The sequence below is a fragment of the Pannus brasiliensis CCIBt3594 genome (assembly GCF_036688125.1).
Lineage (GTDB): Bacteria > Cyanobacteriota > Cyanobacteriia > Cyanobacteriales > Microcystaceae > Pannus > Pannus brasiliensis.
The window spans coordinates 142,937-155,484 of record NZ_JBAFSM010000002.1 but is presented as its reverse complement, the minus strand read 5'-3'; the positions used below and the strand labels follow the sequence as shown (position 1 = coordinate 155,484).

The window sequence follows — 12,548 nt, the reverse complement described above, 5'->3', positions numbered from 1 at the left end:
ATTAATATTCCTCTTCTCTCTCATCTCCCCATCCCCCCATCTTCCTACTCTAATTTCACCGCGATCCGATCGCCCCAATCGAGTTGTAAGGCTTCCCGCGCGTTTCCCCGGTTCACGGAGATCTCTAGATAACCGTGACTACCGATGAGGGGAACGATCGCCCCCTCGGGAACATCGCTATAGGTCGATCGAGCGGGAATCGTTCGTTCCGGGAACTCGATCGACCAATTTTTTCCCGTTACCACTACCGAGGGGATGTCGGTGATCAGGTTGCCGAAAATATCGATGTATTGAATCGAACCGAGGACGCGATCGCCGTGAATCTCTAGGGGTTCGATGGGTAGACGGACTAAACTATCGGGATCGATCGAGTCTCCCAACACTTCTAAAGGTACGCCATCGGCCAGATGCCCGGCGATCGGGGCGAAAATATCGCGACCGTGAAAGGTGGAACTCGGAGAGGGAACGCGCCAGTATTCGGGATTGGTGAGAGAGACCGCGGAAATCGCTTCGGATAGGCTTAAAACCCCGCTAAAAAGTCCGTTATCCGGCCCGACGAGATAGCCCTCGGCGAAACGGATCGCTACCCCGCGCTGTTGACTTCCCACCCCCGGATCGACCACGGCCAGATGGATCGTGCCGCGGGGGAAATAGGCGTAGGAACTCATCAGACAAAATCTCGCCGCGATGAGGTTTTGGGGGGGGATCTGGTGGGTGATATCGATCGCTCGCGCGTGGGGGGCGATCGAGGCGATGACACCTTTCATCACTCCCGCGTAGCCGTCCTGTAGGCCGAAATCGGTTAGTAAGGTGACGATCGGGCGATCGAGCATGAGACCTCTCGCGGAATTCAAAAATTGTCGTGTGGGTAGGGAGTCAGGAGCCAGAATTCAGGAGCCAGGAGAAATAATAAAGAACATTATACCTAAAAGACTTTTAAAACGCCTATTTATCTTTAAAAATTTCTTTTTTTGACAGAATCGCGCTTCGAGGTCTAGGGATTTTGCACCGGGGAGCGACGATCTCGATTCTATCCCGGACGGCGAGAGACCGTGGGAATTTTCGCTCTCTCGCCCTGAAATCCCTCGATCGGTAGATGAATCGTTGGATCGTCGATATTTTCGCCCCGATCGAATCGTTTTTTAATTCACCCGGAATTCTTATAAGTTTATTATTTTTTCTTGGTAAAGTGGCGGGAACTCGCTCGTATTCGTGCTTTCTAGGGGAAACGCTCTCACTATGTCCAGGAAATTCATTCTACTGATCGATCGAGAGGATAGCGTCCGGGAAATCCTCTCTACTTGTTTTTATTATCTCGGCGGTTGGAACGTGATCGCCGTGGCCACGATCGAGGAGGGACTGGACGTGTTACGCGAGAGAAAACCCGACGCGATCGTTCTCGATCTGGCGATCGATCGCGTGGAGAGTTTATCGTTTATCCGTTCCCTGAAAAACGACCCCGCGACCGGTTCGATCCCCATCCTCCTGATCGCCGCCTACGCGAGTTGGTTTTCCCGCCGTCATCTAGAATCGATCGGCGTGGTGGCCGCGCTGGAAAAACCGTTTAATCCCATCTCCCTGCCCGCGCGCGTGGCACAAATCTTCGGTTGGAAGCTAGAACAACCGATTTTCACGGCCGATCGACGCTAGAGGAAATCCGCGAACAGCGACGATCGCCCGTCTCTCTTCCGTGGGAAAATCGATCGAGTGTAATCGTATTCCCCCACCCGTCATGCTCGACGACGCTTCTACCCGCTCCGCCGTTCAAAATCTTTATAATACCTATCCCTTTCCCCCCGAACCCCTTCTCGACGAACCGCCGCCCGGCTATAACTGGCGCTGGAATTGGACGGCGGCCTATAACTTCTGCTATCATCGCCGCCCGGAGCGATCGAACATCCGGATTCTCGACGCGGGATGCGGGACGGGCGCGGGAACCGAGTATTTAATCGCCCTCAATCCCGACGCGAATATCGTCGGTATCGATCTCAGCGAGAAAGCGCTAGAGATCGCCGAAGAACGCTGTCAACGCTCGGGTGTCGCCCGCGCCCATCGGGGATCGATCGAGTTCTACCATCTCCCCATCGAGGAAGCGGCCGCGTTACCGGGAGAGTTCGATCTGATCAATTGCGTCGGCGTACTGCATCACCTCGCCGATCCGGTGAGAGGAATTCAATCCCTCGCCCGAAAACTGGCTCCCGGCGGACTGTTCCACATTTTCGTCTACGCGCGTTGGGGACGCTGGGAAATTCACCTCATGCAGAGGGCGATCGCTCTGTTACAGGGAAATCGACGCGGCGATTATCAAGATGGTGTCGCGGTCGGTCGCCGGATTTTCGCGAGTCTTCCCGAGGATAATCGTCTCCTGAAACGGGAAAAAGAACGTTGGGCGATCGAAAATCACCGGGATGAATCTTTCGCCGATATGTACGTTCACCCGCGCGAGGTAGATTACGACATCGATAGTCTGTTTGAACTGATCGACGCGTCCGGATTGGCTTTTCTCGGCTTTTCCAACCCCGCTTACTGGGAAGTGGAACGATTGTTAGGCAGATCCCCGGAGTTAATGGAGCGGGTGGAACAACTAGGAGAACGGGAGCTTTACCGCTTGATCGAGAGCCTCGACCCGGAAATCACCCATTTTGAATTTTTTCTCGCGAAACCGCCGATTGTTATCACGGATTGGTCGAAGGATAGCGAGTTACTAAAAGCCGTCCCGACGGTGCATCCCTGTCTTTTCGGCTGGCCGAGCGAGAGCGTTCTCGATCTCGATTACCGTCCGGTGACGCTAACGCCCACGGAATTCGCCTTTTTGCAAGCCTGTGACGGGAAATCCACGGTAGGGGAAATCGATCGCTCGATCGAGTTAGGATTGCCGGGAGTTCGATCGCTCCGGGAACGGCAACTACTGATTCTGGGGTAAAAAATTCAACGCGAGGGGAGGATAAAGCGAATCCCCTCGCTCGGGCTGGAAAATCTCTAGACCGCTACTTCTAATCCGATATAGCCCAAATCTTCTAACTTACGCCAAACTTTGGCCACACTTTCCTCTAAAGTTTCCAGATCCGTCCGGCATTCCACTTCCGGGTTCAAAGGAGCCTCGTAGGGGTCATCGATCCCCGTGAAGGACTTGATCTCGCCGGCTCTCGCTTTTTTATACAATCCTTTCACGTCCCGTCCCTCGCACACGTCCAGGGGAGCGTTGACGAAGATCTCGACGAAATCGCCGATTTTCCCTCTAACCTCGTCGCGGATGTCGCGATAGGGAGAGATCGCCGAAACTAACACGATCACCCCGTGACGGGTGAGTAAATTAGCCACGAAACCGATACGACGGATATTTTCATCGCGATCGGCTTTACTAAATCCTAATCCTTTAGTAAGGTTTGTCCGTACCACGTCCCCGTCGAGGACTTCGATATCGTAGCCTTCCTTCAGTAATTTTTCTTCCAGCGCTTTGGTGATGGTAGTTTTGCCCGCGCCACTCAATCCGGTGAGCCAAACGGTCACGCCACGTTGTTTCATAATCGGTATATTCGGTATATATAGAAACGTTCAAGTCTTGTTTAGCGTATCACGAGATGGTTCGGATAGCGTGAATCAACGTTTACACCGATCGCCCCTCGAACCGGGAAACAATACAGAACCCGGCCTCGATCGTTGATAATAAATATCGATCGCTCCTGACTACTAGACTCTCGCAATGCCCAACAAACTCACTGGCAAAACCACCCTCGCGCTCGGCCTCGGTTCGGGGGTCGCTCTCGCCGCGATTTCCGGCGTTCTGCTGTTGAATCCTCGGTTTATCGATTGGATCGATCGCAATACTCCCCTTTCCCTCACTTCCGCCGCTCCCCTACAGGAAGATCCGAATCAACCTTCCCAAGTGGTGGGAGTCGAATCTTTATCACAAAACGAGCGGGATGTCAAGTTAAAAACCATCGCCGACGAGAACGCCCCCTCGCTCGATCGAAGCCGCGCCCGTTATCTCCTCGCCGCCGATCTCTTGAGAAAATACGAGGGCGGCCCCGCTTTACGCCAATTAGAAGGATTAGAGAAACAATATCCCCTACTCGCGCCCCAGATCCTCCTTAAACGCGGACGCGCCTACGAACTCACCAACGATAACGAGTCCGCGCAAAAAGTCTGGAAAGAATTAATCGCAACCTATCCCACCTCTCCCGTTGTCGCCGACGCGTTGTACGCTCTCGGCAAATCCGATCCGAGCTATTACGACAAACTACTCACCGACTATCCCCGTCACCCGAAAACGCTCGCCCTGATCCGCGAGCGTTTGAAGGAAAACCCGGATCAGTTCCCCCTCTGGCTACAACTGGCGAAAGCCAATCCTTTCGATCCGACACTCAATCAAGCGCGCGATCGCCTCGTCAAAGACTACGCGGATCAATTAACCCCGGCGGATTGGGCGAGTATCGGCGCGGGTTACTGGCAATCGGGACTCTACGAGAAAGCCTATAAAGCCTACGCGAAAGCCACCCCCAGCCCGGAACAAGCCTATCGGTACGCTCGATCGTTACAGATCCAGAAGAAAACCGCGGAAGCTCGGGCCGCCTATCAGAAACTGATTAAAACCTATCCCAAGGCGGAAGAAACGGGATTAGGCTTACTTCGTCTCGCGCGACTGTCCACGGGAGGAGACGCGATCGGTTATCTCGATCGGGCCGTCCAACAATTCCCCGATGTCGCGCCGCGGGCGTTACAGCAAAAAGCCCAACTTCTCGAAAAAACCAATCCCGCCGCCGCTAACCAAGCCTGGCAAACCTTGCTGACCAAATACCCGAAATCCGACGAAGCCGCCGAATATCGCTGGGATATGGCCCGAAAAGCCATGAAAGCGGGCAACACCGTTAAAGCTTGGGAATGGGCGCGACCGATCGCCACCAACAATCCCGACAGTCCCGAAGCCCCGAAAGCCTCCTTCTGGATCGGCAAATGGGCGCAAAAAATGGGCAAACAGAAAGAAGCCAACGACGCGTTCCTGTACACGATCGCCCGTTTTCCCCATTCCTATTACGCGTGGCGATCGGCCGTAGCCCTCGGTTGGGACGTGGGCGACTTCACCGACGTGCGTTCCCACAATCCCACCACCGTCAAACCCGACACCCGTATCGCGCCCCCCGCGGGATCGGAAGCGTTTAAAGAACTCTACCGTCTCGGCGAAGATACCGACGCGTGGAATCTCTTTCAAGCCGAGATCGCCGATCCCTGGAATCTCACGATAGAAGAACAATTCAACCTCGGTTTATATAAACTCGCGCTCAATCAGAATTTAGAGGGGATTAACCTGATCTGGCGCCTACGCGAACGCGACACCCCGGAAGAACAACAACAATGGAAAGCGTTACGGGATAGCGATAAATATTGGCACGCGCTATTTCCCTTCCCCTACTACGAAACGATCCTGCAATGGTCGAAAGAACGCCGCTTAAATCCTCTCCTCGTTACCTCCCTAATCCGTCAGGAATCGCGTTTTGAAAAAGAAATCCGCTCTCCCGTCGGCGCGGTCGGGTTAATGCAGATCATGCCCGACACCGGCAAATACATCGCCGGTAACACGGGAACGAAAAGTTATTCCCTCACCGATCCCGAAGATAACATCATGATGGGAACGTGGTATCTCGATTACACCCACGATAAATACGGGGGGAATTCCCTTTTCGCGGTCGCCAGTTACAACGCGGGGCCGGGCGCGGTATCGCGCTGGAAAGAACGTTTCAGTTTCAGCGATCCCGATGAGTTCGTCGAGAATATTCCCTACGACGAAACGAAGGGTTACGTGGAATCGGTTTTCGGCAATTACTGGAACTACCTCCAGATCTACAACCCCGAACTTCAACAACAACTCGCCAAAGTTCCGAAACCTTCCTAACGGTAAGTGATAGCGTTCCGAAAATTCTCGATGAGATGGGGAGCGATCGAGACCTGTATCTCGCCGTTTCCCGTCCCACTTTTAACCGCGTGTTCACGATAGAATTAGAACAGGTATTACCGATCTTTCGATTTATCTAGATAGTTGACTGTCAAATTTTTTTTACACTCTTGAGCGGTGAAAAATCAGAATTTTCATTTAGTAACTCCGAGCAATCGATCGAGGGAATCGAACGAATGAGGATTGTTAGCCGAATCCACACAAACTTGGCTAAAGGAAGTATTCATTTTTCGCATTTGTTGTTGCATCGTATCTCGAATCAATACGGCTCGTGCGAAATAGTCTACCCAGCGATCGTAATCCCATGTTTGAGGCGATGTTTTCATCATCCAGCTATTATCGGAATGAAAGGCAACTCCCATATTTTCTAATTCTTCAATTCTCGGTAGTAATAATTTAATTAATGTCTTTAATTGCGTATACGGAGGCGTAACCCTAGGCGAAACAAGTCCTTCTTGTCCCAACCGCGAGAGAGAAGTCAGATTGATAAAATTTCCGTAACTTTGCAGTAAAGCCGTACAACTTTGGTTTAACTCTCGCGGGTCGAATCCGAGTAAATCTTCAGGGATCAAACCGGTTTGCCGAGTGACCGCGACCCATGCCTGCCCCGCTACACAAGGATTCGATAATTTTATATCCTTGGCATTAGCGTTAAAAATTCGATTCCATAACGAGGAAGATTTTTTTAAATAGATCCCGTTCGCTCCTAATTGACAGGTAGCTTCGCCGATCGAATCGTTAAATTTTTTATCGACATCAACGATCTTTATTTTGACAGTTCCCGTCCGGGGAAGGAGAACATTTTCAAAAACACAGGAATAATCATTCGCGCAGTAGGGAAGATTTTTCTCGCTTCCAGGAGTGCAACGCGTGGAACCATTATCCACTTGAACGCAGACGGCGATATCGGGAGCGCGAGAACTCAACCCGGTTCGAGAATCGTAAGCGTCGAGTAAAACTCCATCCCAATACTTTCCTTTCGAGTTGAACGTGTTCACGGAAATTACTATATCGTAGTAAGCTTGTCCGGAAGGAGCGGTATTCCCCGGTTTCGACGCGTAGGGTACGGGAGAACAATCGATTTTAAACTCACTATCCGCGTGAATTCCGTCCGCGAGCGAACAACCCGGCGCTCGATGGTTCGCGGGGAGTTGATAATTGTCTTTTTCTTGCGGGGGAATTTGCGATCGAGCGGGCAGGGCAAACGGAACGAGCAGAAACGAACCGAGAAAAAAAGAGCGTAGTAATCTACTAGGAACGCTCCTGAAAGAAGGGAAATTTAGGATCGATCGCATCATGTATATTGTGTATATTGATTTCTGAAAATTTATATCGAATTAATCGCTAGTTTTCCTATAGATAGCTTATTCTAAAAAAGATGAGTTTGTCAAGCAATATCCATTTTTTAAAAGTCGCTGGATCTTGTAGATTTGTATCGCGAGAATCGCCGGATACTCCCTCGTGAAAATGGAGGTAGTCTCTCGCGGTCGGCAGAGAAAATTTTCCCGATCGAATCCCCGAAACCTTTCAACAGTTTCGCGTTCGGGACGAAAACCCTCGATCGATAACGCTACAATGAGCTTAAACGAGACTACACCGGAGGAATCATGATTCGAGCCTATGCCGCCAAAGAACCGGGGGGAAAACTAGAACCCTTCGAGTACGATCCGGGGATCTTGGGAGCGGAAGCAGTCGAGATCCGGGTCGAATACTGCGGCCTCTGTCATAGCGATCTGAGTATGTTGGATAACGAGTGGGGAATGACCACCTATCCCTTCGTTCCAGGGCATGAAGTGGTCGGCACGATCGCCGCGAAAGGGGATAAAGTCCCGGAATTCTCGATCGGTCAACGGGTCGGCCTCGGTTGGTATTCCGGTTCCTGTACGGTGTGCGAGTGGTGTCTTTCCGGCGATCAGAACCTCTGCGCGACCGTAGAAAGCACGGTCGTCGGTCGTTACGGCGGTTTTGCCGAACGGGTGCGCGCCCATCGCGACTGGGTGATTCCCCTAGCCGACGGCCTCGATCCCGCCAAAGCCGGCCCCCTATTCTGCGCGGGGAATACCGTGTTTAACCCGCTCGTTCAGTTTAATATTTCCCCCACCTCCCGCGTCGGGGTGATCGGCATCGGCGGCCTCGGACATCTCGCCCTACGCTTTCTCAACGCTTGGGGATGCGAGGTGACGGCCTTCTCCACCAACCCCGACAAGGAAGCGGAAGCCAGAGCGTTAGGCGCGACGCGTTTTATCAACTCCAAAGATCCTGCCGCCTTACAATCGGTCGCCAACTATTTCGACCTAATTCTCTCCACCGTCTCCGCGAATCTCGACTGGGGTAGCTATATCTCCACCCTACGTCCCAAAGGTCGCCTAAACATCGTCGGAGTCGCTCCCGATCCGATTTCTAGCCATGTTTTCCCCCTGATAGCGGGACAGAGAAGCATTTCCGGCAGTCCGTCCGGAAGCCCCGCCACGATCGCCAAAATGGTCGAATTCGCCGCCCGTCACGGTATCGAACCGATCACGGAAACCTACCCGATCGAACAGGTGAACGAGGCGATGGAAAAAATGCGATCGGGACAACCGAAATATCGCCTCGTTTTGAAAATGAATTAACGGAGGAAAAAATCGCTATCAAGTAAGGTAGAGGGAGTGTTTCGGGAAAAGGGTGAGATGGGGGAGTTTTTTGGGAAAAAGGAAAAATACTACTTTTCATTCCTTCCCCTTTCCCCTTTTCTCTTACCTCCTAGGGATGTAGATAGAAAGCCACCCCTAAAACCGCGTACAGGATTAATAATAATAATCCCTCCAACCAATTCGATTGACCGTCCGAGCTAATCGAATTCGTGACTAAAACCGTCGCGGTCGCGGCGAACATCCCGAAAATATTAAACTCTAAAGTTAACGGGGTCTCGAATAGTAAACTCGCCAGAACGAGAACGGGAGTCACCAATAAAACCACCTGTAAGGTCGAGCCGATCGCCACGGAAACCGCCAGTTCCATCTGATTTTTTACCGCCGCGGAAACGCAGGAAATATACTCGACAACTCCCCCGAAAAGCGGCAGGAGGATAATCCCGGTAAACAGTTCGGTCAGTCCCAAAACTTTCACCGTCTCTTCTAAACTGCCCACCAAGATCTCGGATATCACGACTAAAATAACCGTGAATCCTAACAGGGCGATTACTTGTTTCCAGACATTTTTCGATCCGTGTTTTTCGACTTCTTTGATGGTTTCCTCGGTTTCTAATGCCTCTACCATCTCTAGAGAATCGGTCGATCGAAAGGAGAAAAAGAGATTGAATCCGTAGAAAACTAACAGCAAAATCGAGGCGACATAGGAAAATTTCTCGATCACGGGATCGGTTAATCCCGTCGAAGTAGAATGGATCGCGCTAGGCGTTAATAGCACCAACAAAGCTAACAGTAAAGCGGAGGCGTTGAGACGGGCGGTTTTCGGCTGGAAATTCTGTTCCCCGTGGCGTAATCCCCCCAAGAGTACCGCCAATCCTAAACCCAATAGTAAGTTAGCGATAATCGCGCCGAGGATACTCGCTTTAACCACCTCCACTAAACCCGCTTTCAAGGCCACGAAAGCGACCACCATTTCCGTTAAATTGCCGAAAGTGGCGTTGAGTAATCCCCCGAAAACCGGGCCGATCACCACGGCGATTTCCTCCGTCGTTTCGGCGATCGAGGCCGCGAGAGGCACGATCCCCAGCGCGGCGAGGACGAAAACCGCCACGGGGGGTAAATGGAGCCATTCCGCGCCGATCGCCGCCGGAACGAAAGCCAGCATTCCTAAAAGAATCTTTTTCTGAAGTGTCATCGGGAATTGTCGGATTAATCGGGAAAATTACCCTCGATCATACCGGGAAAATCGGCAGACCTCCCGCGATCTATCCCTGGCTCGTCAGAGGAGGCAGGAGGCAGGAGGCGGGTTTTGTCCGGGATCTTGGACTCCCGGCGAAAACTTTTCCCTTTAAAAAGGGAGGCTTGTAACCCGATGGTTTCCGGTCACTCGAAGATCCCGTTTCCCCGATCGATCGCCAAAGATTCCCGCGCTCGAAGACAGTCCCGCGCGATCTGATTTTTTAACTCGTCGAGAGAATTAAATTTCTGTTCCGGGCGCAGGAAACTGACGAGGCTGATACTCAGGGTTCGATCGACTAATTCCCCCGACCAGTCCAGCAGATGCACCTCCACCGTTACCCCCGAACCGTCCACCGTGGGACGACAACCGATATTCATCACCGCCGCGATCGGTTCCTCGGAATCGATCGACACCCGCGCGCTATACACCCCGAAGCGCGGTAATAATTTATCCCCCGGCAGTTCCAAATTCGCCGTCGGAAAGCCCAGCGTTCGCCCTAACTGTTGTCCCCGCACCACGCGCCCGATCAACCGGTACGGACGACCGAGCATCTGCCGCGCCCGCTCCACGTCCCCCCCGGCCAGCGCCTGACGGATCAGGGAACTACTCACCCGTGCCGAGGGATCGATCGAACAATCCCGACAATTTTTCAAAGGAACGATCCGCGTTCGTATCCCGAAACGCTCCGATAAAGTGGCCAGATCCGTCGCGCTCCCCGCGCGACGATGGCCGAAATGAAAATCCTCGCCCACGCTAATCGATTTCGCCTGTAATTTCTCGACGATAATTCGATCGACGAATTCCGCCGGACTCAGCGCGGCCATTTCCGCCGTAAACGGCAGGAGAACTAATTGCTCGATGCCTAATTTCTCTAAAATCTCGATTTTTTCCGCGACAGGGGTTAATAAAGCCCGTTTCTCGCCAGTGAAAAACTCCCGCGGGTGAGGGGTAAAAGTCACCACGGTCGGATAAGCGTCGCACTCTCGGCGGGCGTTCAAAATCGGGGCTAAAACCGTCTGATGTCCCGAGTGTATGCCGTCAAAATTACCGAGAGCGATGGCACAGGGGACTAAAATCGGGGTCGTTGGCGAGTCTACAATCCACACGCCTTACATTCTGACACGAATTTCGCGCGGGCGATCTAACTCTCGGAAAAAGTGAAGAAATTCCCGAACACGCCGAGGGTTTTAATCGTCGCCACGCCGGGGACTTCGGTGGTGTAGAGGCTGAAAACCCCCAGATTCTGTTGTCGCGTGGAAGCCTCGATCGCCGGCTTCAAGATCTGATTTTTGAGCATATTCTTAGCGATGACCGGCATATCCTTCGTGGCATCGCACAGGCTCACTCTCTCGCAAGCCACCTTTCCCGCTTTATCGAGCAGATGCTCCGACGCGTATTCCGTATAGGTGGCCTGCCCCGGATTCGTGGCTCCCATCACCACCGCGAGTCCTCCCAGGGCGATCGCTCCTTTGATTATATTTCCCGTCATCGCGGGCAGTCTCCTAATCGGGCTGGCTATTTCTATTCTGTCAACACTTTCGGCATCTGCCTAGGGGGGTAAAGAATTTACCGCGAATTTCTAGAGTTGTAGCGGGGATACGGATGGGGGAAAGGCAAATCCCGTCCACCTTTCCCCTTTACCCGTTACGAAGATCTCGTGTTTTGAGAAAATCGGGATTACTTATCCGGTTGCGGGGTCATCCGGAGATAGGGTTTGATTTCCCGCACCCCTTTGGGGAATTTCTGCCGCGCTTCCTCGGTGGGGATGGAGGGAACCACCACGCAATCCTCGCCCTCTTTCCAGTTCGCCGGAGTGGCCACTTGGTAGTGATCGGTTAACTGGAGCGAGTCGATCACCCGGAGAATCTCGTCGAAATTGCGTCCGGTACTGGCGGGATAGGTGATCGTTAACCGTAATTTCTTGTTGGGGTCGATGATAAACACCGATCGAACCGTTAAGTTATTGAGCGAATTGGGGTGGATCATCCCGTAGAGATCCGAGACCTTGCGATCGCCGTCCGCGAGAATCGGGTAGTTCACGCTCGTGTTTTGCGTCTCGTTAATGTCGCCGATCCAACCCCGATGGGATTCCGCGTCATCCACGCTCAACGCGATCACTTTCACGTTCCGCTTCTCGAATTCCGGCTTCAGCTTGGCGACCGTACCCAGTTCCGTGGTGCAAACGGGCGTGTAATCGGCGGGATGGGAAAAAAGGACGACCCAGCTATCTCCCGCCCACTCGTGAAAAGAAATCGTTCCCTCGCTAGAGTCTTGCGTGAAATCCGGAACGACATCACCCAATTGAAGAGCCATAATCGCGTAATTCCTATAGACATTTCAGACAAATCACCTTTAATTTTCCCATAGGAATAACCAACCCCTCAAGAATTTTAGGGATTTATAACAATTCTTGACCCGCTCGTGGCCGGAGTGGGGTGTCGGGAGGTGGGGGGGTAAGGGAGGTGAGGGGGAGGGGAAGATGAGGGGGAGGGGGGGGGGGGGGGGGGGGGGGGGGGGGGGGGGGGGGGGGGGGGGGGAGGGGGGGGGGGGGGGAAAGAGGGGGGGGTGGGGAAGATGGGGAAATTTTTCGGGGCAAAGGGCCCGGGGAAAAGGGTAAAGAGCTTTCTTACTCTTTTCACCTTTACCCTTTACCCTTTACCCTTTTCCCCCTCCCTCACCTCCCGCCTCCCGCCTCCCGCCTCCTGACCGAGCGCTTCAAACTAAGGTA

12 protein-coding genes are annotated in these 12,548 nt (G+C 52.8%); 5 read left to right on the top strand and 7 right to left on the bottom strand.

From position 1 onward, the window contains the following. Positions 1–44 precede the first annotated feature (44 nt). Positions 45–833 carry an SAM hydrolase/SAM-dependent halogenase family protein gene (locus tag V0288_RS02010; RefSeq protein ID WP_332863331.1) on the bottom strand — a complete coding sequence of 263 codons (789 nt, stop codon included), beginning with the start codon at positions 831–833 and terminating at the stop codon, positions 45–47. Positions 834–1,239: 406 nt separating this feature from the next. Between V0288_RS02010 and V0288_RS02005 the strand changes: the two genes are divergently transcribed. Next, on the top strand, positions 1,240–1,650 hold the full coding sequence (locus V0288_RS02005; RefSeq protein WP_332863330.1) for a response regulator: 411 nt from the start codon (positions 1,240–1,242) through the stop codon (positions 1,648–1,650). An 82-nt stretch (positions 1,651–1,732) separates the two neighbouring features. After that, complete coding sequence (locus V0288_RS02000) at positions 1,733–2,923, top strand: class I SAM-dependent methyltransferase (protein WP_332863370.1); 1,191 nt, start codon at positions 1,733–1,735, stop codon at positions 2,921–2,923. A gap of 56 nt (positions 2,924–2,979) precedes the next feature. Here the strand turns inward: V0288_RS02000 and cysC are convergent, their stop codons facing one another. Beyond that, positions 2,980–3,525 carry an adenylyl-sulfate kinase gene (gene cysC, locus V0288_RS01995; RefSeq protein ID WP_332863329.1) on the bottom strand — a complete coding sequence of 182 codons (546 nt, stop codon included), beginning with the start codon at positions 3,523–3,525 and terminating at the stop codon, positions 2,980–2,982. A 178-nt stretch (positions 3,526–3,703) separates the two neighbouring features. Here cysC and V0288_RS01990 point away from each other — a divergent pair, with 178 nt between their 5' ends. Continuing rightward, positions 3,704–5,890 (top strand): lytic transglycosylase domain-containing protein, encoded by a 2,187-nt coding sequence (locus tag V0288_RS01990; RefSeq protein WP_332863328.1) that lies wholly within the window; start codon positions 3,704–3,706, stop codon positions 5,888–5,890. A 194-nt stretch (positions 5,891–6,084) separates the two neighbouring features. On the opposite strand, the gene V0288_RS01985 is transcribed toward V0288_RS01990, so the two are convergent. Beyond that, complete coding sequence (locus tag V0288_RS01985) at positions 6,085–7,248, bottom strand: hypothetical protein (protein WP_332863327.1); 1,164 nt, start codon at positions 7,246–7,248, stop codon at positions 6,085–6,087. Positions 7,249–7,557: 309 nt separating this feature from the next. Between V0288_RS01985 and ahr the strand changes: the two genes are divergently transcribed. Further along, positions 7,558–8,562, top strand: a complete 1,005-nt coding sequence (ahr, locus tag V0288_RS01980; protein WP_332863326.1) for an NADPH-dependent aldehyde reductase Ahr — start codon at positions 7,558–7,560, stop codon at positions 8,560–8,562. A gap of 130 nt (positions 8,563–8,692) precedes the next feature. Here the strand turns inward: ahr and cax are convergent, their stop codons facing one another. Continuing rightward, positions 8,693–9,775 (bottom strand): calcium/proton exchanger, encoded by a 1,083-nt coding sequence (gene cax, locus V0288_RS01975; RefSeq protein ID WP_332863325.1) that lies wholly within the window; start codon positions 9,773–9,775, stop codon positions 8,693–8,695. Here cax and V0288_RS01970 point away from each other — a divergent pair. Then, positions 9,769–9,948 carry a hypothetical protein gene (locus V0288_RS01970; RefSeq protein ID WP_332863324.1) on the top strand — a complete coding sequence of 60 codons (180 nt, stop codon included), beginning with the start codon at positions 9,769–9,771 and terminating at the stop codon, positions 9,946–9,948. The two genes, cax and V0288_RS01970, sit on opposite strands and share 7 nt — an antisense overlap. A 15-nt stretch (positions 9,949–9,963) precedes the next feature. Here the strand turns inward: V0288_RS01970 and V0288_RS01965 are convergent, their stop codons facing one another. From V0288_RS01965 to V0288_RS01955, 3 genes are all read right to left on the bottom strand, one after another. Further along, complete coding sequence (locus V0288_RS01965) at positions 9,964–10,926, bottom strand: bifunctional riboflavin kinase/FAD synthetase (protein ID WP_332863323.1); 963 nt, start codon at positions 10,924–10,926, stop codon at positions 9,964–9,966. Positions 10,927–10,961: 35 nt separating this feature from the next. Then, positions 10,962–11,309, bottom strand: a complete 348-nt coding sequence (locus V0288_RS01960; RefSeq protein WP_332863322.1) for a DUF4359 domain-containing protein — start codon at positions 11,307–11,309, stop codon at positions 10,962–10,964. A 188-nt stretch (positions 11,310–11,497) separates the two neighbouring features. After that, the gene (locus V0288_RS01955; protein ID WP_332863321.1) at positions 11,498–12,133 is read right to left on the bottom strand and encodes a peroxiredoxin; all 636 of its coding nucleotides are present in this window, start codon (positions 12,131–12,133) and stop codon (positions 11,498–11,500) included. Positions 12,134–12,548: the final 415 nt, after the last annotated feature.

Bases quoted from the DNA above. Each gene is read 5' to 3' on its own strand.
- V0288_RS02010 (WP_332863331.1), bottom strand. From the start codon at position 833: ATGCTCGATCGCCCGATCGTCACCTTACTAACCGATTTCGGCCTACAG.
- V0288_RS02005 (WP_332863330.1), top strand. From the start codon at position 1,240: ATGTCCAGGAAATTCATTCTACTGATCGATCGAGAGGATAGCGTCCGG.
- V0288_RS02000 (WP_332863370.1), top strand. From the start codon at position 1,733: ATGCTCGACGACGCTTCTACCCGCTCCGCCGTTCAAAATCTTTATAAT.
- cysC (WP_332863329.1), bottom strand. From the start codon at position 3,525: ATGAAACAACGTGGCGTGACCGTTTGGCTCACCGGATTGAGTGGCGCG.
- V0288_RS01990 (WP_332863328.1), top strand. From the start codon at position 3,704: ATGCCCAACAAACTCACTGGCAAAACCACCCTCGCGCTCGGCCTCGGT.
- V0288_RS01985 (WP_332863327.1), bottom strand. From the start codon at position 7,248: ATGATGCGATCGATCCTAAATTTCCCTTCTTTCAGGAGCGTTCCTAGT.
- ahr (WP_332863326.1), top strand. From the start codon at position 7,558: ATGATTCGAGCCTATGCCGCCAAAGAACCGGGGGGAAAACTAGAACCC.
- cax (WP_332863325.1), bottom strand. From the start codon at position 9,775: ATGACACTTCAGAAAAAGATTCTTTTAGGAATGCTGGCTTTCGTTCCG.
- V0288_RS01960 (WP_332863322.1), bottom strand. From the start codon at position 11,309: ATGACGGGAAATATAATCAAAGGAGCGATCGCCCTGGGAGGACTCGCG.
- V0288_RS01955 (WP_332863321.1), bottom strand. From the start codon at position 12,133: ATGGCTCTTCAATTGGGTGATGTCGTTCCGGATTTCACGCAAGACTCT.